Origin of the sequence: Paractinoplanes hotanensis (assembly GCF_023717965.1) — a bacterium.
GTDB classification, from domain to species: domain Bacteria; phylum Actinomycetota; class Actinomycetes; order Mycobacteriales; family Micromonosporaceae; genus Actinoplanes; species Actinoplanes polyasparticus.
Genome location: NZ_JAMQOL010000005.1, coordinates 73496 through 96791, shown reverse-complemented (window position 1 = coordinate 96791; position 23296 = coordinate 73496). Strand labels below are relative to the sequence as shown.

The following is a 23296-nucleotide window of genomic DNA, read 5'->3' as shown; positions in this document are numbered from 1 at the left end:
GAGTCGGCTGGTCCCGAGCGTTTCGGGCTGACTCCTGGGCTCGATCGTGCCGGGCTTGCCGGGGGCTTGAGGCGTTCCGGCCCCCCGACCGGTCTCAACCGCCCGGAGCCGAAAGCCCGCCCGAACCGCCCGCTCTCCGTCGTAGCCGACGATGAGGACGCCACCGGCCGCGAAGCCCACGAGCGCGAATGGGAGCGCCGCCGTGCCGCCGGGGCGGCCGGAAGCGGGCCCCTCACCGCAGCCGGGATGTCGGACGGCTTGCCCGAGGCCCCCGAAGAGGTCGCTATCCCCGCCACCACGCTCCTGGGCGTCCAGGAGGGGGACGACCTCTCCGCCGCCGAGCAGCCTGGCGAAGACCTCTCCGCCGAGCAGCCTGGCGAAGACCTTCCCGCGGAGCAGCCTGGCGAAGACCTTCCCGCCGCGCAGCCCGGAGGAACGGACGCGCGCTGGGAGGCCGATGACGAGGACGCCAAGTTCGCGCAGGACGGCGACGGAGACGAAGAGCACTCCCGGACCAGCGGTGGCTACGAGGAGACCGGGCGGGCCGACTTCGACGGCGTGGAATCCGCGCAGGCCGACCTCGACGATGCGGCCCCCGCGCAGCTTGACGCCGAGGGTGGGCAGTTCCAGCGGAGTGATGCGGACCTCGCGCAAACCCATGCCGAGGGCGAGCGGTTCCCACCGGCCGGCGACGAGATCCTGAATGCCGCGCAAAGCGGCGAAGGTGACCTCGAAGCTCCGGATTCGCCGGTAGAGGCGGAAGAGACCACCGCGAGTTCCGACGAAGAGCCATCCGGCGACGACGTCAAGCGCGGGGTGGCGCGCCCGCTCGGTCAGGCGCCGCTGCTCGACTCCGAGCCGCTGCCCGCGACCCGTCCCGGCATGCTGCGGCCCCGAGCCCCACAGGAGCGTGACAGCTTCTCGCTCCCGGTCCAGCGGCCCGCTTTCGAGCTCGGCTCCGACGAACCGGCCGACATCGTCTGACCAGGCGGACTTCGCCTGACCAGGCGTACGTCGGTCGGTTCGTGCACGGAGCGTTCCACCACTGACATCGCCGGACCTGGCGTACGCCGGTCGGTTCGTGCACGGGGCGTTCCACTGCCGACTTCGCCGGAACGGGCGGACGTCGGTCGGTTCTGCGGTGAGCGCTCGGCCGCCGGCCCGGGTCGGTCGGTTCTGCGGTGAGCGCTCGGCCGCCGGCCCGGGTCGGTCGGTTCTGCGGTGAGCGCTCGGCCGCCGGCCCGGGTCGGTCGGTTCCGCGGTGAGCGCTCAGCCGGGGGTCGGTCAGTTCTTGGCCAGGTTCTGCAGGAAGCGTTCCGCCACGGGCACCGCCGCCTCGGAGCCTGCGCCGCCCTTCTGGATCATGACGGCGAAGGCGACGTCGCCCTGGTAGCCGATGAACCAGGAGTGCGTCTCCTCGGTGCCCTCGCTGAACTCGGCGGTGCCGGTCTTGCCGTGGACCGCGCCGCCGGGGGCGTCGCGCAGGGCGGTGCCGGTGCCGGCCGTGACCACCTCGCGCATCATTGTGCGGAGGGCGGTCACCGCTGCCGCGTCGAGCTTCTGGCCGTCGGCGGCGGGGGCGGCGGGGGCCGGGTCGAGCACCAGGCGGGGCTGCTTGAACTGGCCGCGGGCGATCGCTGCGGTCGCGCCGGCCATGGCCAGCGGGCTGACCGCCGTCGCGCCTTGGCCGAAGGTGGCCGCGGCCAGCTCGGTGGGGGTGTCGGCGGGGGAGAGCTTGCCGCTGAACGCGTCGACGCCCAGGTCCCACTTGCCGCCGATGCCCAGCGCCTCGGAGGCGGCGCGCAGGCCGTCGGCGCCCAGCTTGGGGGCCAGGCCGACGAACGCGGTGTTGCACGACTGGGCGAAGTCGACGTGGAACGGGACCGAGCCGAGCGCCTCGTCGTGCGAGTTCTTGAACTGGCGGCCGGCCACCGTGGCGGTCTTGGGGCAGGCCACGGGGGTGTCGGCCGTCGCCACCTTCGTCTGCAGGATCCCGTACGCCGAGACCGCCTTGAACGTCGAGCCGGGCGCGACCTGGCCGGTGAGGGCGGTGTTGACCGTGCCGCCGTCGGGCCCGTTGGCCACCGCGAGCACCGAGCCGTCGCTGACCTTGACGGCCACCAGCGAGCTGGCCTGCTTCTGGATCGTGAGCGCCTGGTCGGCCGCGAGCTGCGTCTTGACGTCCAGGGTGGTCTTGACCGCCTTCCCGGGCACCGGCTTGGCGCTGAACAGCTCGGCCTCCCCGTTGACGACCGAGACCCCGGCCGTGCCGCGCAGCGTGGCGTCGTACTTCTGCTGGAGGCCGCCGTGCCCGACGGTGTCGCCCTGGACGAGTGTCTGCGGGTTCTTCTCGAGGTCTTCGGCGGTCGCCTCGTCGACGGTGCCGAGCAGTGCCCGGGCGAACGAGCGGGACGGCGCGAGCGGGCGTTGCTGCTTGTTGAAGACCGTGCCGTCGAGCGCCTGCAACCCGGGACGGATCTTGTTGTAGTCGGGTTCGCGCAGCGTGATCAGCTCGAGGAAGGAGGTCGGCTCGGCGTTCTTGACGCGGTCGGCGAGATTGGCGGTGTCGACCGTGACGCCGATCTTCTTGAACTGGGCGGCCAGGCCCGCGCGCAGCTTGGCCAGGTCGGTGACCTTCTGCGGCTCGACGCCGACGGTGATGACCGTGCGCGGGGTGACGATGGGCTTTCCCGCGGCGTCGAGGATGCTGGCCCGGGGCGCCGACAACCGCTTCAGGGCCAGCTTGTCGCCGCTGTCGAGCTCGCTGTGCAGGATCGCCGGCTCCCAGACGACCCGCCACCCGTCGGTGTTGCGCTTGGTCAGCCGGACGGTGCTCGAGTACGACCACTTCACGTCGCCCGGCAGCGTCCAGTCGACCTTGACGGCGCTGGTCGCGTCGTCGCCGGTGGTCTTGGGCTCGCCCTCGGCGCTGACGGTGAGCGGCTGCTTGGCGAGGTCGCCCGACACGGTTTTGATCTGTTCGAGCACGTCGGGGGCGGCGATCTTGCCACCGTCGGCGCCGACGAAGCCGACCTTGCTCAGGTCGCCGCCGCGCCAGCCGGCCAGGAAGTCGTCGAGCGTGCCGTCGGGGCCGTCGCCCGAACACGCCGCGAGAACGCCGGTCATCAGCGCCAATGTGGCGGCTGCCGCGGTCGCGCGGAGCACGGACCGGTACGGACCGCGGTGCATGGGAACCCCTTTCGCCGGGTATCGGGCGGATCGTAGGTGACGGTAGTGAACGAATGCACGTTCCGCTGACCCGAACCCGCCGGGTCAGGTCGGATCTGCCGCCCAACGGATCGTTCGGACCGCGCCTGTCCTAGTGCGTCATGCGGCGTTCTAGGCTGTCCTCGACACGTTCGAACCCACAGTGTCGTGGGTGAGGGGAGCACCAGAGCCATGGCTGTCGCCGACGAGGCAGCATCCGAATCCGATGCTGACCAGGATCTCATCGCCGGGCCCGGGCTGGCCCTGACCGGCCGTCTCGGCGCCAGCGCCGAGGAGGGTGAGCTCGACGAGACGCTCCCCAACGGGGAACGGCTGATCGCCCAGGCCGTCGAGGTGGCCGGCGACGACCACGCCACCGCCCAGCTGGTCGGGCGTTTCTGGCGGTTCGCGCCCGACGAGGAACTCGTGGGGCTGACCCCGCAGGAGATGCACGACGCCGCGATCAGCCACCGTGAACTGGCCGCGACCCGTCTGCCGGGGGAGCTGAAGCTCGCGATCACGGCGCCGACCGGGTCGCAGTGCCACAGCATCCTGCAGATCGTCACCGACGACATGCCGTTCCTGGTCGACTCGGTGATCTCCCTGCTCTCCGCCCACCAGCAGCAGGTCCACCTGCTGGTGCACCCGTTGATCGTGGTGCGCCGGGAACCGCTGGGCGCCCTGGCCGAGCTCGCCGCCGACGTCGAGCCCGACGACGCGATCGACGGCGATCTGGTCGAGAGCTGGATCCGGATCGAGATCGACCCGATCCGCAACGCCGAGGCTCGGGAGCAGCTGCTCAACGAGGTGCGCCGGGTGCTGACCGACGTACGTGACGCGGTCGAGGACTGGCCGCGCATGCGCCAGCGGGCGCTGGTGATCGCCGACGAGCTGGCCGCCCACCGTGGATCCGAGCGCGGGCTGCCGGTGCCCGACAAGGACGTGACGGACTCGATCGAGCTGCTCAAGTGGCTCGCACACGACCACTTCACGTTCCTGGGCTACCGGGAATACCGCCTCGAGGGGGATCTGCTCACCGGCGTACCCGGAACCGGTCTGGGAATTCTGCGAGGCGACAGCAAGCCCCGCAAGCTGGCCACCATGACCGACGAGGCCTTCCAGCGCGCGCTCGAGAAGCGGCTGCTGGTCATCACGAAGGCCAACTCGCGGGCCACCGTGCACCGGTCGGCCTATCTGGACTACATCGGCGTCAAGGTGTTCGACGAGGCCGGCGAGGTGATCGGCGAGCGCCGGTTCCTGGGCCTGTTCAGCTCGTCGGCCTACCGCACCAGCGTGCGCGAGCTGCCGGTGGTCCGGCGCAAGGTGCGCGAGGTGCTCGACCGCTCCGGTCTGTCGCCGCGCGGCCACTCCGGCAAGGATCTGCTGCAGATCCTCGAGACGTATCCGCGTGACGAGCTGTTCCAGATCAAGACCGATGACCTGTACGAGGCAGTGGTCGGCGTCCTGCGGATGGCCGGGCGCCGCCAGCTGCGCCTGTTCCTGCGCCGCGACGGCTACGGCCGGTTCATCTCGTGCCTGATCTACCTGCCGCGCGACCGCTTCACCACCGGCAACCGGCTGCGCATGCAGGAGATCCTGCTGCGCGAGCTGAACGGCGTCGGCGTCGACTACACGACCCGGGTCACCGAGCGGATGCTCGCCCGGGTGCACTTCATCGTGCGTACGGACCCGGCCGACCCGCCCGGTCTGGTCGACCCGAACGCGCTGGCCGAGATGCTGGCCGACGCCACCCGCATGTGGGACGACGACTTCCAGCTGGTGCTCGAGCGCAAGCTGGGCGAGGAGTCGGCGCGCGACCTGTTCGCCCGCTACTCCGCGGCGTACCCCGAGAGCTACAAGGACGGCCACACCCCGTACGAGGGAATGCAGGACCTGGCCAAGCTCGAGCTGCTCGAGGAGGAGGGGCAGCTCGAGATGCACCTCTACCGCAAGCGCCGGCTCGGCCATGACGGCGCGCCCGAGCCCGACGACCACGACGTCCGGTTCAAGGTCTACCGCTACGGCGAGCCGATGCTGCTGTCGGCGGTGCTGCCCGTGCTGCACTCGCTGGGTGTTCAGGTGGTCGACGAGCGGCCGTACGAGATCCGCCGCAGCGACGGCCAGATCTACCTGTACGACTTCGGTTTGCAGCCGCCGGAATCACACCGCGAGCTGGCCGAGGTGCGTCCGCAGGTCGAGAACGCGTTCGCGGCCGCCTGGCGGGGCGAGGCCGAGGTCGACGGGTTCAACGAGCTCGTGCTGCGGGCCGGGCTCACCTGGCGTCAGGTCGTGGTGCTGCGGGCGTACGCCAAATATCAGCGCCAGGCCGGGTCGGTGTTCTCGCAGCGGTACCTGGAATCGACGTTCATCGCCTACCCCGAGATCGCGCGGCTGCTGGTGAGCCTGTTCGAGACGCGGTTCTCGCCGCGCCTCGAGGCGGGCGAGGCGGAACGCGGGCGGCTCGCCGAGGAACTGGTCGAGCGCGTCACCCGGCTGCTCGACGACGTCGAGAGCCTCGACCAGGACAGGATCCTGCGCTCGTACCTGACCCTGATCCAGGCGACCCTGCGCACCAGCTTCTTCCAGCGCGGGGCCGACGGGCGGCCCAAGTCGTACGTGGCCTTCAAGCTCGACCCGCAGGCGATCCCCGACCTGCCGCAGCCGCGGCCGAAGTACGAGATCTTCGTCTACTCGCCCCGGTTCGAGGGCGTGCACCTGCGCTTCGGCGCGGTCGCGCGGGGCGGTCTGCGCTGGTCCGACCGGCGCGAGGATTTCCGTACCGAGGTGCTGGGCCTGGTCAAGGCGCAGGAGGTCAAGAACGCGGTGATCGTGCCGGTCGGCGCCAAGGGCGGCTTCGTGCTGAAGCAGAAGCCGGGCGACCGCGACGAGGCCGTGGAATGCTACAAGCGCTTCATCACGGCCCTGCTCGACGTCACCGACAACATCCTCAGCGGCAAGATCGTGCCGCCGCGCGACGTGGTGCGCCACGACGGCGACGACCCCTACCTGGTGGTCGCGGCCGACAAGGGCACGGCGACGTTCAGCGACATCGCCAACGAGATCTCGGTGGCGAAGGACTTCTGGCTCGGTGACGCGTTCGCCAGCGGCGGCTCGGCCGGCTACGACCACAAGAAGATGGGCATCACCGCCCGCGGCGCGTGGGAATCGGTCAAGAAGCACTTCCGCGACCTGGGCCTCGACACCCAGACCGAAGAGTTCACTGTGGTCGGTGTGGGTGACATGTCGGGCGACGTGTTCGGCAACGGCATGTTGCTCTCGTCACACATCCGCCTGGTCGGCGCGTTCGACCACCGGCACATCTTCCTCGATCCCGACCCGTCGGCGGCCGAGTCGTTCGCCGAGCGGAAGCGTCTGTTCGACCTGCCGCGCTCGTCGTGGGACGACTACGACCGGTCGCTGATCAGCCCGGGCGGGGGCATCTACCCGCGTACGGCGAAGTCGATCCCGGTCTCGCCCGAGGTGCGGGCGGCGCTCGACCTGGGCGAGGTCACCACGATCAGCCCGGCCGAGCTGATGCGGGCGATCCTGCGGGCGCCGGTCGACCTGCTGTTCAACGGCGGCATCGGCACCTACGTCAAGGCCGCGACCGAGACCCACGCCGAGGTCGGCGACAAGACGAACGACGCGATCCGGATCAACGGCCGCGATCTGCGCGTACGGGTGGTCGGCGAGGGCGGCAACCTCGGGCTCACCCAGCGCGGGCGCATCGAGTTCGCGCGGGCCGGCGGGCGGGTGTTCACCGACTTCATCGACAACTCGGCCGGTGTGGACTGCTCCGACCACGAGGTCAACATCAAGATCCTGCTCGGCGGCGCGGTCGCCGACGGCGAGATGACCCTGCCGGAACGCGACCAGCTGCTGGCCGCGATGACCGACGAGGTGGCCACGCTCGTCCTGCGCGACAACTACGAGCAGGCCACGGCGCTGGGCAACGCCCGGGCCCAGGCCCACTCGCTGTTGCCGGTGCACCGCCGGATGCTCAACGAGCTGGAGGCGAGCGGCCGGCTCAACCGAGAGCTGGAGGCGCTGCCGACCGACGCGGAACTGGCCGCCCGTCACGAGGCGGGCGACGGGCTCACGGCACCGGAGTTCGCGGTCCTGCTGGCATACGTCAAGATCAGTCTCGAACGCGAGGTGCTGGCCGACGAGATCGTGGACGAGGCGTGGACCAACGACGTGCTGTCCCGCTACTTCCCGACGCCCTTGCGTGAACGGTGTGCGGGCCGCATGACCGGCCACCGGCTGCGCCGCGAGATCATCACGACCGCCCTGGTCAACGAGGTGGTCAACCGGGGTGGCACGTCGTTCGTCTTCCGCGCGATGGAAGAGAGCGGCGCGTCGGCGGCCGACGTGATCCGGGCCTTCACGGTGGTCCGCGAGGCGTACGGGCTGGCCGACATCTGGGCCGCGGCCGAGGGCCTCGACAACCAGGTGCCGACCGAGGCCCAGACGCTGGTCTTCCTCGAATCGCGCCGGCTGCTCGACCGGGCGGTGCGCTGGCTGGTCAGCACCCGGCGCTCGCCGATCGACGTGGCCGCCGAGGTCGGCAAGCTGCGCGAGGGCGTGCAGTCCCTGCTGCCACAGCTGCCGTCGGTGCTGCTCGGCACCGAGCGCCGGTCGATGGACGAGCACATCGCCACCATGGTCGACCGGGGTGCGCCGATGGAGCTGGCCGAGCGGGTGACGTGGTGCAACTACGGCTTCGGCCTGCTCGACATCCTGGAGACGGGCGCGCTGACCGGCAAGGCGCCGCTCGAGGTGGCGAACGTCTACTTCAGCCTGTCCGAGCGCTTCCACATCGACCAGCTGCTGTCGCACATCTCCCGCCTGCCGCGCGGCGACCGCTGGCAGACCCTGGCCCGCATGGCGTTGCGTTACGACCTGTACGCGGCCCTGGCCGCCCTGACGGCCGAGGTGCTCCAGTCGACCCCGTCCGACGCCTCGGCCGACGAGCGTGTCTCCGAATGGGAACGCGTCAACGCGGCCTCGATCGCCCGTGCCGCCAACGCGATGGGCACCGTGGCCGACACGCCGGCCGAGCTGGCCGCCCTGTCGGTCCTGCTACGCCAGATCCGCACGCTGGTGAAAACCTCAGCGGCCTGACACGCCGAGCTCAGCGGCGAGCTTCCGGACGGACAGCCCGTCGGCCTGTGGACGGGGGGCAGGAACGCAGCGTGAGCCGGTCGCGGCGGATTGCTCCCGAAATCCCAGTGCCGCGCCCGGCTCACTGTCTGCGTCGCGAGGACTCGAACTGGTCCCGAAGGCCGAGTCGATTCGCGACGTCCCCAGACCCACCTGCGAACATGACGCTACGTGCCGGCGGGTGGGCCCGGGAAGATTCCGGTGAACGAAATGGCCGTTCGGACAGTCCAGAATGGGCGACAGATCCGGCTTTTTCTGGACACCGAGGCATAAAACACGGCGCTCGATTACTCACCGTGAAGTTGACCAAGCGCTACCCTCGGTGATCAATCGTCGCGGCGGACCGACTCGATCAGCGCCAGCACCTGGCGCAACGCCGGTCGCAGCACCCGCAGCCGCGACAGCGACACCAGTCGGTCGATCAGCGGCACGGCCCCGTCGATCAGGCGCCTCGTGCGCCGCTGGCCGGGCGACTTGTCGTACACCCAGAAGAGGATGACGCCCATCCACCCCAGCCACAGCAGCTCGGGCAGTTCCTTGCGGAGCTCGGGGTCGAGCTTGGCCGTCGACCCGTCCACCACCTCGCGGAAGATCGCGATGGCGGCCTCGCGGGCCGGCGACGACTCGCGCGAGAACGGGCTGAGCGGCGACGACGGCTCGGCGGCCGACTTGAAGAACGTGGCCGCGAACGAGTGATAGGGCGCGTTGACGTCGATTCCGGCGTGCAGCACTCCGCGTAGCCGGGGCGCGAGCTCCTTCTCGTCGGCCAGCACCTGCTCGGCGGCCACCCGGTGGGCCACCTGGTTGCGGTCGTAGAACCCCTGGATCAGGTGTTCCTTCGAGTCGAAGTAGTAGTACGCGTTCCCGACCGCGACCCCCGCCTCCTTCGCGATGGCCCGCATGGTCGTCTCGGTGTATCCCCGCTCCCGGAACAGGCGGAGGGCCGTCTCCAGGATCAGCTGCCGCGTCTGCTCGCCGCGAGCCCGGCGGGGTTTCTCCGGCTCGACGGGATCAGCGGCAGCGGTCGTCACACCCGTCACCGTAGTACTCCGACCCGGCCGCGCCGTCGCCAAACCCACCCGACCGCGTACGCTCCCGGACCGCCGACGCCGCCGCGACGAACCGCCGAGCCGTCGGCAGCAGCGCCGGCGAACTCATCCGCTCCGCCGTCCCTCGGTAATCGGCGAGCGCCCACAGGCAGGCCACCCACGCCCCGTCGCCCACGTAGACCGACCCGTCGTCCCCGATCACGGTCACGTCCCGCAGCGTCGCCTCGTGGTCGAGCCCGGGAAAACGCTGCCGAGCCTCCGGCGATCCCGCGGGCACGAACTCCAGCGGTACGAGTTGAGCCCGTTGCGACAGCCACCGGCGAGCCGCCCGGCAGATCGGGCAGCCCGCGTCGTAGAGAACCGTGAAGCGCAGGATCGGCGTGACACCGGCGGGGAGGGCCCGGCCGCCCCCTCGTACGACCGGGCCCTGGTTCTCGGTCATGCCCGTGCCGGGGGCGGCGGGTTCTGCGGGTGGAACGGCAGGCGACCAGCCGGTGGCAGCGGCGGCACGGGCTGCTGCTGGCGCAGGCGTCCCCGCCGGTAGCGGCCGAGGAAGAAGACGTTCAGGAAGTGCAGAACGCCCAGGACGAGCAGCACGAGCCCGACCTTGCTGGACAGGGTCTCCAGCGCCTGACTGGTGTCCGTGATCGACTGGCTCGATCGCATGGTGACCGTCACGTAGCCGAGATTCAGCAGGTAGAAGCCCATCACCAGTAGCTGGTTGATCGCGCGGGCCAGCTTGTCGTCGGCGAAGACCTCGGTCAGGAAGACCAGCCCGTTGCGCGAGAGCGTCGTCGCCACCCAGACGGTGAGCCCGACGCTGACGACCAGATACACCAGGTACATCCACACCTTCGGGTCCATCGGACCGCCTTTCTCGAACACGTTCAACTTTTGCCGGCTCAGCGTAAGCCTTGTACTTGAACATGTTCAAGAGATGTGACGAGGAAGCCACCGCGACAACGCGATGGCTTCCTCTACGCGGGGGCGAGGCCGAGGGCTTCCGCGGCGGCTCGACCGTTGGCCCGGCTGGCGCCGTGTGTGGTCACGAACGCCCGCACCCGCGCCGGCCGCCACGAAGACGGCCATCCCATCTCGACCACCCCGACCGCGTGGGCCGCGGCCAGCTGCTCGACCAGCGCCCGCGTCTCCGGCTTGCGGTGGGTGTGCCGGCCGACGATGACGATGGGCCGTGCGCCCGCGCGGGCGGTCAGATCTGAAGGCGAAGCGTCGGCAGCCACGATCTCGACCTGCTCGGTTCCGTTCAGGTGCGGCGCCAGGCCCCACGGCACGCGACCCTCGGCGATCGAGTAGCCCGACACGAGGTGCACCACCAGCGGTGACGCCAGTTCGTCCAATGACCCCTCGACCCGGACGGCCCGGCGGGCGGCGGCCAGCCCCAGGTCGTCGTCGTAGTTCAGCAGTGTGCGGTGCTTCGCCGTCCACGAGGCCAGTTCGGCCGTACGGAAAACCGCCTCTTCCAGCCGGGCGGCGGGAACACCCGTGGCGACGGCGGCCGCCACCGCCTCGACCAGCGCGGCGTCGACCTTCGCGCCGATGCAGAGCAGGTCGGCCCCGGCCGTCAGGGCCCGGACGGCAGCCTGCGGAATGCCCCCGGCCGAGGCCGCGGCGCCGGCCATCTCCAGCGCATCGGTGATGATCGTGCCGCGGAAGCCCAGCTCGTCGCGCAGCAGGCCCTGCAGCGCGGCGCGGCTGAAGGTCGCCGGGTCGTCGCCGGTCAGGGCGGGCACACGGATGTGGGCCGACATGACGGCCCGGGCCGAGGCGGCCACCGTGGCGAACGGCGGCAGGTCGCGGTCGCGCAGCACCTCGAGCGGCACGTCGACCGTGGGCAGCGAGAGGTGGGAGTCGGAGACGGTCGCGCCGTGCCCGGGGAAGTGCTTGGCGCATGCGGCCACGCCGGCCGACTGCAGGCCCTCGACTGCGGCGCGGGCGTGCCGGGCCACCAACAGGGGGTCGGCGCCGAACGACCGCGTGCCGATGATCGGGTTGTCGTCGGCCGTGTTGACGTCGACCGTCGGGGCGAGGTCGAGGTTGATCCCGGCCGCGACGAGGTCGGCGCCGATCGCCGCGTACACCGCACGGGTGAGGTTCTCGTCGTCCACCGCGCCGAGGGCGGCGTTCCCCGGGTACGGGCTGCCCGTGCGATGGGCGAGCCGGGTGACGTCCCCGCCCTCCTCGTCGATGGCGATCAGGGCGTCGTCGCGCCCCTCGCGCAGTCGGGCGGTGAGGCGGGCCACCTGCGCCGGGTCGGTCACGTTGGTGCCGAACAGCGTGTGACCGGCCAGGCCTTCGGCCAGCAGCGTCACCGCCCACTCGGGCGCGGTGTCGCCGGGGAACGCGGCCAGCAGGGTGCCGAGCGCGAGCCGGCGGAGTCCGGGGTCGATCGCCATGGTGTCCTTCCGATGACGTAAGTCTGGTCTGCACACCCTGCGAGCTGCCATGATCGCTCGGTGCCGGTCGCCGCGACGGGCGCCGCCAAACTAATAGGAAACAATCCTAAATTTATCCTAGGGGATCCTGCCATGGCCTCCACCCGCCTTCCGGGCACACCCCGGCTGCTGCGCGCGCTCAACGACCGCGCGGCGCTGGAACTGCTGCTCAACCGCGGTCCGCTGACCCGGGCCCAGCTCGGCGAGATGACCGGGCTGAGCAAGGTCACCGCGTCTCAGCTGGTGGAGCGGCTGGAACAGCGGGGGCTCGTGCGCCGGGTGGGCGAGCAGGCGGGCGGTCGCGGTCCCAATGCCCAGTTGTACGCGGTGACGCCGGGCAGCGCCCACGTGATCGGCGTCGACGTCGGCCCCGATCGGGTGGTCGCGGCCTGTGCCGACATCACCGGTTCCATCATCGGTCGCGTCGAGCAGTCCACGAAAGACACCGACGACCCGGTCGGCGTGGTGCACAACGCCGTGGTCCAGGCGGCCACCGACGCCGGCACGGACATGAGCTCGGTGCGCCGGGTCGTGCTCGGCACCCCCGGCCTGGTCGACCCTGAGAGCGGCGAGATCTCGTTCGCCTGGGACCTGCCCCGCTGGCACCGCGGACTGCTCGACGACCTGCGCCGCGACCTGCACACCCCGGTGGTCTTCGGCAACGACGTCAACATGGCCGCCGTGGCCGAGTCGAGCACCGGCGCTGCGGCCGGGGTCAAGGACTTCGTGCTGATCTGGGCCGGCCGCGGCGTTGGTCTGGCCAGTGTCATCGACGGCCGCCTGCACCAGGGCCACACCGGCGCGGCCGGCGAGATCGGCTACCTGCCCGTGGCCGGGGCCGAGGTGCCGCGCCACCTCGGGCGCAAGGCCAGCAAGGGTGGGGTGCGCGGCGCCTTCCAGAGCATCGCGGGCGCCGACGCGGTCAAGGCGATCGGCAAGAAGTACGGCTTCCGCGGCGTCGAGGCGGCCGATGTCGTGCGGGACGCCGTCGCGGCGGGCCCGGCCGGCGAGCCGGTGCTCGACGAGTTGGCCGCCCGGCTGGCCCTCGGCGTGGCCGCCACCTGCGTGGTGCTCGACCCGCCGCTGGTCGTGCTGGCCGGCGAGGTGTCCCAGGCCGGCGGTCCGGCCCTGGCGGCCCGGGTCGAGAACGAGGTCGCCACGATCACCCTGGTCAATCCCAAGGTCGTGATCACCGGGGTCGAGGCCGAGCCGGTGTTGCACGGCGCGTTGCACACCGCGCTGGATGCCGTACGCGATGAGGTGTTCGGGTCGACCACCGGCTGAGATCACGCAGGGCTGCGTGGTTGGATGGACGCGTGCCACAGCCTGCCGTGACTCAGCCCGACGAAGACACCGTGATCGCCTTTGACAAGGTCAGCGTGATCCGGAGCGGAAGCCATCTGGTCCGCAACCTGTCCTGGCAGGTCGAGCTGGACGAACGCTGGGTGGTGCTGGGCCCCAACGGCGCCGGCAAGACCACCCTGCTCAACCTGGCCGCGGGCCGGCTGCACCCGTCGCGCGGCACGGCCTGGGTGCTCGGCGAGCGCCTCGGCCGCACCGACATCAACGAGCTGCGCACCCGCATCGGGCTGGCCACCGGCCAGTTCGCCGAGCGGGTGCCGCCGGGCGAGCGCGTGCTCGACGTCGTGGTCACCGCCGCGTGGTCGGTGGTGGGCCGCTGGCGCGAGTCGTACGACCCGCTGGACGAGTCCCGCGCCCGGCAGCTGCTCGACCAGCTCGGCATGGGCCCGCTGGCCGACCGCGACTTCACCACCCTGAGCGAGGGCGAGCGCAAGCGCACCCTGATCGCCCGGGCGCTGATGACCGACCCCGAGCTGATGCTGCTCGACGAGCCCGGCGCCGGGCTCGACCTGGGCGGCCGGGAAGATCTGATCGCCCGGCTGACCGAGCTGGCCCTCGACCCCGACTCGCCGGCCATGGTGCTGGTCACCCACCACGTCGAGGAGATCCCGCCCGGCTTCACCCACGGCCTGCTGCTGCGCGAGGGCACGATCGTCGCGGCCGGCCTGCTGGGCGAGGTCATGACGGCCGAGAACCTGAGCAAGACGTTCGGCCTGCCGCTGATCGTCGACCGGTTCGGCGACCGCTACGCGGCCCGGGCGGCCTGAGCCGTGGCGCCGCGCATCGTGGTCGCCGGCAGCGCCAACATGGACCTGGTCGGCCTGGCGCCGCGCCTGCCCCGTCCGGGTGAGACCGTGCTCGGCGACGAGTTCGTGATGATGGCCGGCGGCAAGGGCGCCAACCAGGCGATCGCCGCGGCCCGGGCCGGCGGCCACACGGTCTTCCTGGGGGCTATCGGCTCGGACGCTTTCGGGGTCAACCTGAACGCCCGGCTCAACGGGGCCGGCGTCGACATGCAGCACGTCCGCACCAGCTATGGCCCGTCCGGCGTGGCGGTCATCATGGTCGACCGCGACGGCGAGAATTCGATCCTCGTCGCGCCGGGCGCCAACAACACGTTCGTCGAGCTGACCGAGGCCGAACAGGCCGCGATCGCCGCCGGTGACGTGCTGCTCTGCCAGCAGGAGATCCCGGTCGAGACGGTGGTGGCGGCGGCCCGCGCGGCCCGCTCCGGCGGCACCCGCATGATCCTCAACGCGGCGCCCGCCCGCGAGCTGCCCGACGAGCTGCTGGCCGACATCGACCTGCTGGTGGTCAACGAGGTCGAGGCGCTCATGGTGGCCGGCGGCGACTCGATCGACGTGCCCAAGCTGCTCTCGATGGTGCCGCGGGTGGTGCTCACGCTGGGCGGCAACGGATCGCGCTACGCCGACCGCGAGGGTCGCGACGAGACGGTGCCCGCCTTCCACGTCGACGTCACCGACACCACCGCGGCCGGCGACGCGTTCACGGGGGCGCTCGCCGTGGCCTGGGGTGAGGGCCGTGACCTGGTCGAGGCGGTGCGCTGGGCCAATGCGGCCGGGGCGGCCTGCGTACGCCGGGTCGGCGCGTCCAACGCGCTGCCGACCCGTGATGAGATCGACGAGGTCTTCCGGGCCGGTTAGCTCTGGCGGGCCGTGCTGACGAACCGGTTGACCTCGGACCGCAGCACCTCTGCGAGCTGGGAGAGCCCGGTCATGCCGTGCTCGCTGCCACCGTCGACGGCGGCCGCGATGCCGTTCACCAGCCCGCTCATCTCCCGGATGCTGGTCGTGACCGTCTCGAGCACGGCCACCGCGTCCGCGGCCACCTCCTGCACGGTGTTGACCTGACCCATGATCTCGTCGCTGGACGAGCTGGTCTCCGCGGCCAGGGTCTTCACCTCGCCCGCGACCACGCTGAAGCCACGCCCGGCGTCGCCGGCCCGGGCCGCCTCGATGGTCGCGTTCAGCGCGAGCAGCCGGGTCTGCTTGGCCACCTGGTTGATGAGGTCCACCGCCGTCCGGATCTGGTCGGACGCGGCACGCAGCGACGTCACCGTGGCCAGGCCCCGCTCGGCCTCGGTGACCGCCTCACGGGCGAAGTCGGCCAGGCTGTTGGTGGACGCGCCCATCTCGGTGGCCGCCGTGGCGACCTGCTCCGAGACGGTCAGCACGGCCGACTCCAGCTCGTCGGCCAGCGCGACGCGGGCCTCGGCCGCGTCCGCGACCCGGGCAGCGGTCTGGCTCATGGCCACGATCGAGGCCGAGATCTGCTCGGCCGCCGACCGGAACGCACCGGACAGGCCGCGGGTCAGGATGCGCCGGTGGAACCGCCCCTCGGCGGCGGCGGCCGAGGCGGCGCCGGCCTCGCGCACGAAGGCGTCACTGATGTCGAGCAGGCCGTTCAGCGCGGTGCGGGCGGCGATCGCCTCGTCGGTGTCGCCGATCGAGGGCAGGCGGGCCTCGAGGTCGCCGGCGGTGGCCCGGCGGCAGACCTCGGCGATGGTGGCCAGGACGGCGTCGGCCATCAGCGCGCCCCGCTGGTGAGGGCCCAGATGTACTCGTCGTACGTGCGGCCGGCAAGTTCGGCCTGGAGCACCTGCCAACCGGCCTCGACCGCGGCCGGCTTGGAGGTGTGCTGCTGTTCGGCCGAGCGGATGCGGTCGTACAGCCGGCGGACCTCGGCCACCGCGGAAGGCTCGGGCAACCGCCGGTTGGAGTGGTAGCCGACCAGCTTGCCGTCGGCCGAGAACGACGGCGTGACGTGCGCGTACACCCAGTAGTGGGCGCCGTCGGCAGCCATGTTCACCACGTAGGCGAAGATCTCCTCCCGCCGCCCCAGCGTGTCCCAGAGCAGCTTGAAGACGGCGCGGGGCATGTCGGGGTGCCGGATGATGTTGTGCGGCTGCCCGATCGCCTCCTCTTCGGTGAGCGCCGAGGTGCGCAGGAAGACCTCATTGGCGTACGTGAGGATGCCGCGCGGGTCGGTCTTCGTGACGATGATCTCGTCGGCGCCGAAGGTGCGTTCGACCCCGGTGGGTCGCTGACTGGTTGTCTGTCGCATGGTGTCTTGATACTCACCGAAGATCGGCTTGCCCGCCGACGTTCCGGTTAAGTCTGACGATCAGTGGCTACGCGACGGGCCCAGAGCACGAGCGGCACCTGCATCGGGAGCCGTCCGAAGGCGATCGCGCGCCGTACCGGGGCGGCCCGGCGCGAGTCCACGGCCATCTTGATGTTGGCCGGGAAGACGCCGACGAAGAGGGCCGCCGCCGCCAGGGCGCCGGCCCTGCGGGTGCGGGGGTGCGCGATGGCGGCGGCACAGGCCAGCTCGGCCGCGCCGCTCACATGGGTCCAGGTGCGGCGCCGGCCGGGCAGCGAGCGCGGCACGATCGAGTCGAACGGGCGGGGCACGGCGAAATGCAGCACCCCCATGGTGGCGAGCATTCCGGCCAGGGCGGCGGCGTCCTTCTTCATCGGGACGACCTTACCGGCGGGTAGCCGGTTCCAGGGCGCGCTGCAGGGCCCGGTAGATGCGGCCGAACCGGGCCGCGTCGGCAGTGCTCAGGAGCAGTAGGTCGCCGGTGGGCGTACGGGCCCAGATCTCCCGCACCCGGCTGCCGCGGTCGTAGGACCGGTCGACCCGCTCGAGCAGCACGTCGGCCAGCGGCGCGACGCCGAAGCCGATCAGCACGCCGCCGCCGATCAGGGCGATCGTGGTGCTGGTGGAGGCGTCGATGACCAGGGCGACCGCCACGGCGAGCAGCCCCACCACAAACGGGGTGAGGATCGCGAAACCGACCGCGCCCCGGCCGGCGATGGTGCCCCATGAGCGCCGGCCGCGCGTGTGCCACACCTGATGCAGCTCGCTCAGGCGCAGCTCGCGGCCGTTGACGCGGACGCCGGCCGAGGTGACCCACACGTCCGGGTCGCGGTAGTACGTGGTCACACCCTTCTTTTTACCCGTCGTAGGCTGACCTGAACCAACACTCAGGAGGCCTGCGTGGGCGAGTTCGTGACGCTCGAGACGACCGACGGCATCGGCACGATCCGGCTGGATCGGCCGCCGATGAACGCGCTCAATACCCAGTTGCAGGAGGAGCTGCGGGCGGCCGCACACGCCGCCACCGAGGACGAGCAGGTCAAGGCCGTCATCGTGTACGGCGGTGAGAAAGTCTTCGCGGCCGGCGCCGACATCACCGAGTTCACCCAGGTCGGCTACCCCGAGATGGCGGTGCGGGCGGCCGCGCTCTCCAGCGCGTTCGACGCCGTGGCCCGCATTCCCAAGCCGGTCGTCGCCGCGATCACCGGCTACGCGCTGGGTGGTGGCTGCGAACTCGCGCTGGCCTGCGACTGGCGGGTCGTGGCGGCCGACGCCAAACTCGGGCAGCCCGAGATCAAGCTGGGCATCATCCCCGGCGCGGGCGGCACCCAGCGGCTCGCCCGGCTGATCGGCCCGGCCCGGGCCAAGGATCTGATCTTCTCGGGCCGCATGGTCGACGCCGAGGAGGCGCTGCGCATCGGCCTGGCCGACCGGGTGGCGCCCGCGGCCGAGGTGTTCGAAACGGCTCTGGCGCTCGTGCGGCCGTACGTGGCCGGTCCGTCCCTGGCCCTGCGGGCGGCCAAACTGGCCGTCGACGGCGGGCTCAACACCGACCTGGCATCGGGCCTCGCGCTCGAGTCGCAGCTGTTCGCCGGTCTGTTCGCCACTGACGACCGGACCGAGGGCACCACGGCGTTTGTGGAGAAGCGTAAGCCCACATTTACGGGGCGTTAGCCCTCGACCACATCGATCGCTTGCCATAAAGTCCGACGGGTGGAACCGGTTCCGGTCACGCGCACAGTGCGGCGCACTGTGCGCATGGCCGTGGCGCTGGTGGTCGGCCAGGCGTTGTTGTGCGCGCTGATCGGCTGGCTGACCCTCGGCCAGTCACACTCCGCGCGGTCCGGGCCGCCCGGCTCGGTGGTCGACCAGATGGCGGCGCCCCCGCCGGTCGATCCGGCGCCACCCTCGGCCCGTGCGGTGATCGCCCCGACCACCCAGGCCCGCCGACCCGCCCCCGTCTCCACTGAGACCACACGGTCCGCTCCCCGCAAGGCTGCCTCGTCGGCCGCCCCCGAACGCCCCGCCACCACGGCGCCCACGACCCGCCAGCCGTCGCCGATCAACATCGCGCCCGAGCCGCCGGAACTCGTGCCGCCCGAGCCGCCGGCGACCACCGCGCCGGCGACCACCGCGCCGTCGACCACCGCGCCGGCGGCCACTCCGTCGCCGACCGCGACCCGAACCCCGCCGGCCCCCAGCATCTCGCCCGGCCGGGTGCAGCGGCCGGTCCGGGTGAGGGACGAATGCCGTCCCACGGGTGCTTATGGGCGAACCGCCGACGGTGTGCTCGTGCGCTGCCTGCGGGAGTGGGGACACGGCCCGCGCTGGAAGATCGTGTAACGACCACGACCCCCTAGACTCAGGGAATGGCCATCGACCAAGGTGAGCCGAAGCACGCGCTGGGAGTGGACTTCGGCACCTCGAACACCGTCGCGGTGGCGCGCTGGCCCGACGGCCGCGCGCGCCCGATCCTGGTCGACGGATCGCCGCTGCTGCCCTCGGCCGTCTTCGCCGAGGCCGACGGCGCGCTGGTGGTCGGCCGCGACGCGGTGCACAGCGCCCGCATCGACCCGGTGCGCTTCGAGCCCAACCCGAAGCGCCGCATCGACGACGGCCTCGTGCTGCTGGGCGAGCAGGAGTTCCCGGTCGTCGAGCTGATCGCTGCCGTGCTGGCCCGGGTGGCCGAGGAATGGCACCGTGCGGTCGGCCCGGTCACCCCCGACGTCACCCTGACCTGCCCCGCGACCTGGGGTTCGACGCGCCGCTCACTGCTGGCGGACGCCGCCGCCCGGGCCGGGCTGACCGGCGCCCGGCTGGTCGTCGAGCCGGTCGCCGCGGCCACCTACTTCGCCGAGGTGCTGGGCCGCGACGTCCCGATCGGCTCGGTCGTGGTGGTCCACGACTTCGGGGCCGGCACGTTCGACGCCAGCGTGGTGGCCCGCACCGCCTCCGGCTTCGAGGTCATGGCGGTCGACGGCCGCGACGACATCGGCGGCCTCGACGTCGACGCGGCGATCGTCGAACACCTGCGCGCCAGCGAGTGGCAGCGGCTGCTCGAGCCCTCCACGGCCCAGGAACGCCGGGCCCAGCGCCAGCTGTGGGAAGAGGTGCGGATCGCCAAGGAGCGCCTGTCCCGCGCCCAGTCGGCCGAGTTCGTGGTGCCGCTGCTCGACACCGAGGTGCACCTCACCCGCGACGAGCTCGAGAAGCTGGCCCGGCCGGTGCTGGAACAGACCGTCCGGGTCACCAAGGGCCTGCTCGACTGGGCCGACCTGCCCGACGGGCGCCTGGCCGGTGTCTTCCTGGTCGGCGGGGCGAGCCGGATCCCGCTGGTGGCCACGCTGCTGCACCGTGAGCTGGGCGAGGCGCCGGTGGTGATCGAGCAGCCGGAGCTGGTGGTGGCCGAGGGCAGCATCCTGGCCGAGGCGGCGATGCTGGCGACCGGGGCGTCGGCGCCGGGCCCGACCTCCGAGCTGCGGCTGGTCTCGACCGGGCGGGCCGAGTCGGCCACCGTACGCGTTCCCGCCGCGTCCGTCCGGGTGCCGGGCACCACCGGCCTGCAGCCGCCGGTCGACCCGTGGCCGGACGCCGACCACAGCAGCTGGGCGCCCGACCCGCACGCCACCGTGCCGACCCCGAAGCCGGTCTTCCACCCGCCGGCCGCCCCGGCATCGCCCGGCCCGGTCACGTCGCGCCCGGTCACCGCGCGCCCGATCACGTCCCGGCCCGTCACGCCGCGCCCGGTGTCGTCGCGTCCGGTGTCGTCGCCGCCGACGTTCCACGCCCGGCCGCCGGCCCGGGTGGAGCAGGCCGTCCGCCGTCAGCGCAAGCGCACCGGGGGCTTTCTGCGCTTCGTCCAGATTCTGCTCAGCATCCTGGTCATGATCGCTGTGCCGGTGGCCGCGCTGGTGATCGCGTACGGCTACGGCAACGGCTACCCGATCCGGACCGACATCGAGAACCTGATCGGGGATCTCGGCGAGCTGCTCGGAATCTGAGGGTCGTTCACCTTTCCGGTTGTGCCGGGTAGCGTGCCCGGGGAACCGGCAATGGCGCGAGGGGAGCACGGCATGGCAGAGGTGATCGAGGGTCACGGCGGCGAACTGGCGCTGGCCGCGGCCCGGGCGTTCGGTGTGAACGAGATGTTCACCCTGTCGGGCGGGCACGTGTTCCCGCTCTACGACGCCGCGCACAAGACCGGCTTCCCGATCTACGACGTGCGCCACGAGCAGACCGCCGTCTTCGCGGCCGAGGCCGTCGCCAAGCTCCAGCGGCGCCCCGGCCTCGCGGTGCTCACGGCCGGCCCCGGCGTGACCAACGGCATCTCCGGCCTGACCAGCGCGTTCTTCAACGCCTCGCCGGTGCTGGTGCTCGGCGGCCGGGCGCCCGCCTTCCGCTGGGGGTCGGGCAGCCTGCAGGAGTTCGACCACGTGCCCCTGGTCGCCCCGATCACCAAGTACGCGGGCACGGTGACCGACACCGACAACATCCCCGGCGAGGTGCGGGCCGCGCTGACCGCCGCGCTGACCGCCCACCGGGGGCCGGCCTTCCTCGATCTGCCGCTCGAGATCGTCTTCTCGACCGGCGAGGCCGCCGCGCCCGGTGCGCCGGCCGTCCCGGTCATCGAGGCCGACCCCGACGAGGTGTCCCGCGCGGCCACGCTGCTCGCCTCGGCCGCTCGTCCGGTGATCATCGCGGGCTCCGACGTCTGGGGTGGCGACGCGATCGCCGAACTGCGGGCCGCCGCCGAGGCGTTGCAGGTGCCGGTCTTCACCAACGGCATGGGCCGCGGCGCGCTGCCGCCGTCGCACCCCCTCGCCTTCGCCAAGGCCCGCCGCCCCGCTCTCAACGAGGCCGACGTGGTCTGCGTGATCGGCACCCCGCTCGACTTCCGGCTCGGCTTCGGCGAGTTCGGCGCGGCGCAGGTGGTGCACATCGTGGACGCCCCCAGCCAGCGCGCGACGCACGTCGAGACAGCCGTGTCGCCCGCGGGCGACCTGCGGCGCATCCTCGCGGCGATCGCCGACCACGCCGGCGACCGGGCCGACCACGCCGAATGGATCGAGGGGCTGCGGACGGCCGAGGACGCGGGCAAGGCGCGCGACGCCGAGGCGATGGCGGCCGAGACCGACCTCATCAAGCCGGCCCGCATCTACGGCGAGCTGCGCAGGGTCCTCGCGGCCGACGCCGTGACCATCGGCGACGGCGGTGACTTCGTCTCGTACGCGGGCCGTTATCTCGAGCCGTCCCAGCCCGGCACCTGGCTCGACCCGGGGCCGTACGGATGTCTCGGCACCGGCATGGGCTATGCGATGGGCGCCCGGGTGACCTATCCCGACCGCCAGATCTGCGTGCTGATGGGCGACGGGGCCGCCGGCTTCTCGCTGATGGACGCGGAGTCGCTGGTCCGGCAGGGACTCCCGGTCGTCATGGTGGTCGGCAACAACGGCATCTGGGGGCTCGAGAAACACCCCATGCAGGCCATGTACGGCTACGACGTCGCGGCCGACCTGCAGTCGGGCCTGCGCTACGACGACGTCGTCAAGGCGCTGGGCGGTGCCGGGGAGACCGTCGAGAAGGCGGCCGAGATCGGCCCCGCCCTCGAACGCGCCTTCAGCGCCGGGGTGCCCTACCTGGTCAACGTGCTGACCGACCCCGGCGACGCCTACCCCCGCTCGTCCAACCTCGCCTAGGCCGAGCCCTGGGGTTTGTCGGGCTCACCGTTCTCCAGTTCCTTCTCCCACTGGGCGAGCGCCTCACGCTCACGGCGGGACTGCTCGGTGTCGACCGAGCGCAGGAAGTCGGGGTCGTCGTCCGGCGCGGAGGGAGCGCGGCGCCGGCGCGGCACCGTGCCCTCTTCGGGCGCGGGCAGCGGGCGACCCCAGAGGAAATAGGCGAGCGGGCCCAGCAGGGGGATGAGAAGGATCACCAGCACCCACACCAGACGCGGCGCGTTGCGGACGCGGGCGGCCGACAGACAGCTGATCAACGCCAGCACGAAGAGCACCAGCTGCACGGCAGCGAGAAGGATGAACAACCGGACCATGTGGCAATGATGACTCGCGCCGGGCGATCCGGCGACGATCAGAGCATGACAACCAGACCGGCGAGCGCGGCGAGGGCGACGGTGATCAATGCGTACGCCGGGATTGTCCGTCGTCCCGGGTGAGGCGGCCGCTGCCGCAGGGCCCGCGCACGGCGGTAGGCGATCGCCACCAGGGCCGACCAGCCGAGCCCGCTGAGCGCCGCTGTGGTCCACTGCGGAACACCGGCGTCGGGGTGAAAAGCCGGACGGGCGGCGAGCAGGCCGACGACCGCGGCCGACAGCGCGGTGCGCCGCCAGGCGAAGCGGGTGCGCTCGGCGGACGCGCCGTGGTCGGGTGTCCACTCCTCGCTCGATCCGCCCGCTTCGCTACCGGGCCGGTCACTCACGCCGCCTGGGTGATCGCTCACACTGCCGCCTGGTGATCGCTCACTCCGCCGCCTGGTGATCGCTCACTCCGCGGCCTGGATGATCACCGCGACCACTACGGCGGCTGCGCCGAGCGCGACCACCACGGCCAGGACGGCCGGGAAGCGGGAGCCGGGCAGTTCCTGGCCGAGGCGCATGGCCCGTTCGGTGCGGGCCCAGTGGTCGACCGCGCGCAGCGCCACCAGTCCGCCCAGCAAGAGCAGGACGACGGCCATGATCTCGCGCAGGTAGGGGATGGGCAGCGGCGGCAGGAACTGGGCGACGCCGAGCCCGCCCGCGATCAGCGCCAGGCCGGTGCGGATCCAGGCCAGGAAGGTGCGCTCGTTGGCCAGCGAGAAGCGGTAGTCGGGGGCGCGGCCGACCGTGGGGGTCTTCTCGGGATCGATCCATTGCCGCAGGGCGCCGAACACGTGAGAGATTATCGACCTTCCAGGTCGAGAAGGTGCGTCCACAGCATGCGGACT

At 71.8% G+C, this 23296-nt stretch carries 20 protein-coding genes and 1 pseudogene; 9 read left to right on the top strand and 12 right to left on the bottom strand.

The genetic code is table 11. The features are described from left to right. Nucleotides 1-984: pseudogene (locus tag LXN57_RS04300) on the top strand (hypothetical protein); the annotation flags it as partial. A 300-nt stretch (nucleotides 985-1284) separates the two neighbouring features. On the opposite strand, the gene LXN57_RS04295 reads toward LXN57_RS04300, so the two are convergent. Next, on the bottom strand, nucleotides 1285-3189 hold the full coding sequence (locus LXN57_RS04295; RefSeq protein WP_251796665.1) for a penicillin-binding transpeptidase domain-containing protein: 1905 nt from the start codon (nucleotides 3187-3189) through the stop codon (nucleotides 1285-1287). Nucleotides 3190-3399: 210 nt separating this feature from the next. Here LXN57_RS04295 and LXN57_RS04290 point away from each other — a divergent pair, with 210 nt between their 5' ends. Continuing rightward, a complete protein-coding gene (locus LXN57_RS04290) occupies nucleotides 3400-8331 on the top strand; it encodes an NAD-glutamate dehydrogenase (RefSeq protein WP_251796664.1) in 4932 nt (1643 codons plus the stop codon). Between the two features lie 365 nt (nucleotides 8332-8696). Here the strand turns inward: LXN57_RS04290 and LXN57_RS04285 are convergent, their stop codons facing one another. The 4 genes from LXN57_RS04285 to LXN57_RS04270 all read right to left on the bottom strand — a co-directional run bounded on the left by LXN57_RS04285 (nucleotide 8697) and on the right by LXN57_RS04270 (nucleotide 11833). Further along, nucleotides 8697-9401 carry a TetR/AcrR family transcriptional regulator gene (locus tag LXN57_RS04285; protein ID WP_251796663.1) on the bottom strand — a complete coding sequence of 235 codons (705 nt, stop codon included), beginning with the start codon at nucleotides 9399-9401 and terminating at the stop codon, nucleotides 8697-8699. Then, complete coding sequence (locus LXN57_RS04280) at nucleotides 9382-9861, bottom strand: thiol-disulfide oxidoreductase DCC family protein (RefSeq protein WP_251796662.1); 480 nt, start codon at nucleotides 9859-9861, stop codon at nucleotides 9382-9384. Before LXN57_RS04280 ends, LXN57_RS04285 begins: the two co-directional genes overlap by 20 nt. Then, nucleotides 9858-10283 (bottom strand): hypothetical protein, encoded by a 426-nt coding sequence (locus LXN57_RS04275; RefSeq protein WP_221375887.1) that lies wholly within the window; start codon nucleotides 10281-10283, stop codon nucleotides 9858-9860. The genes LXN57_RS04280 and LXN57_RS04275 overlap by 4 nt, the downstream gene beginning before the upstream one ends. Before the next feature lie 113 nt (nucleotides 10284-10396). Then, the gene (locus tag LXN57_RS04270; protein ID WP_251796661.1) at nucleotides 10397-11833 is read right to left on the bottom strand and encodes a glycoside hydrolase family 3 protein; all 1437 of its coding nucleotides are present in this window, start codon (nucleotides 11831-11833) and stop codon (nucleotides 10397-10399) included. A gap of 132 nt (nucleotides 11834-11965) precedes the next feature. Here LXN57_RS04270 and LXN57_RS04265 point away from each other — a divergent pair, with 132 nt between their 5' ends. From LXN57_RS04265 to LXN57_RS04255, 3 genes are read left to right on the top strand one after another with little or no spacing between them, the layout of a single operon-like run. Continuing rightward, nucleotides 11966-13156: an ROK family transcriptional regulator gene (locus LXN57_RS04265; RefSeq protein ID WP_251796660.1), complete on the top strand. Its 1191-nt coding sequence runs from the start codon at nucleotides 11966-11968 to the stop codon at nucleotides 13154-13156. Beyond that, on the top strand, nucleotides 13153-14001 hold the full coding sequence (locus tag LXN57_RS04260) for an ABC transporter ATP-binding protein (protein ID WP_438872827.1): 849 nt from the start codon (nucleotides 13153-13155) through the stop codon (nucleotides 13999-14001). The genes LXN57_RS04265 and LXN57_RS04260 overlap by 4 nt, the downstream gene beginning before the upstream one ends. A gap of 3 nt (nucleotides 14002-14004) precedes the next feature. Further along, nucleotides 14005-14898: a ribokinase gene (locus LXN57_RS04255; RefSeq protein WP_251796658.1), complete on the top strand. Its 894-nt coding sequence runs from the start codon at nucleotides 14005-14007 to the stop codon at nucleotides 14896-14898. Here LXN57_RS04255 and LXN57_RS04250 read toward each other — a convergent pair. From LXN57_RS04250 to LXN57_RS04235, 4 genes are read right to left on the bottom strand one after another with little or no spacing between them, the layout of a single operon-like run. Next, a complete protein-coding gene (locus LXN57_RS04250) occupies nucleotides 14895-15782 on the bottom strand; it encodes a methyl-accepting chemotaxis protein (RefSeq protein WP_251796657.1) in 888 nt (295 codons plus the stop codon). The genes LXN57_RS04255 and LXN57_RS04250 overlap by 4 nt on opposite strands. Then, the gene (locus LXN57_RS04245) at nucleotides 15782-16318 is read right to left on the bottom strand and encodes a PAS domain-containing protein (protein WP_251796656.1); all 537 of its coding nucleotides are present in this window, start codon (nucleotides 16316-16318) and stop codon (nucleotides 15782-15784) included. The genes LXN57_RS04250 and LXN57_RS04245 overlap by 1 nt, the downstream gene beginning before the upstream one ends. A gap of 47 nt (nucleotides 16319-16365) precedes the next feature. Then, nucleotides 16366-16731, bottom strand: coding sequence for a DoxX family protein (locus LXN57_RS04240; RefSeq protein ID WP_251796655.1), 366 nt, complete (start codon nucleotides 16729-16731; stop codon nucleotides 16366-16368). Between the two features lie 10 nt (nucleotides 16732-16741). Continuing rightward, nucleotides 16742-17203 (bottom strand): DUF6232 family protein, encoded by a 462-nt coding sequence (locus LXN57_RS04235; protein WP_251796654.1) that lies wholly within the window; start codon nucleotides 17201-17203, stop codon nucleotides 16742-16744. A 54-nt stretch (nucleotides 17204-17257) separates the two neighbouring features. Between LXN57_RS04235 and LXN57_RS04230 the strand changes: the two genes are divergently transcribed. The 4 genes from LXN57_RS04230 to LXN57_RS04215 all read left to right on the top strand — a co-directional run bounded on the left by LXN57_RS04230 (nucleotide 17258) and on the right by LXN57_RS04215 (nucleotide 22053). Next, a complete protein-coding gene (locus tag LXN57_RS04230) occupies nucleotides 17258-18031 on the top strand; it encodes an enoyl-CoA hydratase/isomerase family protein (protein ID WP_251796653.1) in 774 nt (257 codons plus the stop codon). Nucleotides 18032-18070: 39 nt separating this feature from the next. Continuing rightward, on the top strand, nucleotides 18071-18700 hold the full coding sequence (locus tag LXN57_RS04225) for a hypothetical protein (protein ID WP_251796652.1): 630 nt from the start codon (nucleotides 18071-18073) through the stop codon (nucleotides 18698-18700). A gap of 26 nt (nucleotides 18701-18726) precedes the next feature. Next, nucleotides 18727-20358: an Hsp70 family protein gene (locus LXN57_RS04220; protein ID WP_251796651.1), complete on the top strand. Its 1632-nt coding sequence runs from the start codon at nucleotides 18727-18729 to the stop codon at nucleotides 20356-20358. A 72-nt stretch (nucleotides 20359-20430) separates the two neighbouring features. Then, a complete protein-coding gene (locus LXN57_RS04215) occupies nucleotides 20431-22053 on the top strand; it encodes an acetolactate synthase (protein WP_251796650.1) in 1623 nt (540 codons plus the stop codon). Here the strand turns inward: LXN57_RS04215 and LXN57_RS04210 are convergent. The 3 genes from LXN57_RS04210 to LXN57_RS04200 form a co-directional block, all read right to left on the bottom strand. Next, nucleotides 22050-22406, bottom strand: coding sequence for a PLDc N-terminal domain-containing protein (locus LXN57_RS04210; RefSeq protein WP_251796649.1), 357 nt, complete (start codon nucleotides 22404-22406; stop codon nucleotides 22050-22052). The genes LXN57_RS04215 and LXN57_RS04210 overlap by 4 nt on opposite strands. A gap of 38 nt (nucleotides 22407-22444) precedes the next feature. After that, complete coding sequence (locus LXN57_RS04205) at nucleotides 22445-22792, bottom strand: DUF202 domain-containing protein (RefSeq protein ID WP_251796648.1); 348 nt, start codon at nucleotides 22790-22792, stop codon at nucleotides 22445-22447. A gap of 63 nt (nucleotides 22793-22855) precedes the next feature. Then, entirely contained in the window at nucleotides 22856-23242 is a 387-nt protein-coding gene (locus LXN57_RS04200; RefSeq protein ID WP_251796647.1) for a YidH family protein, read from the bottom strand. Nucleotides 23243-23296 lie beyond the last annotated feature (54 nt).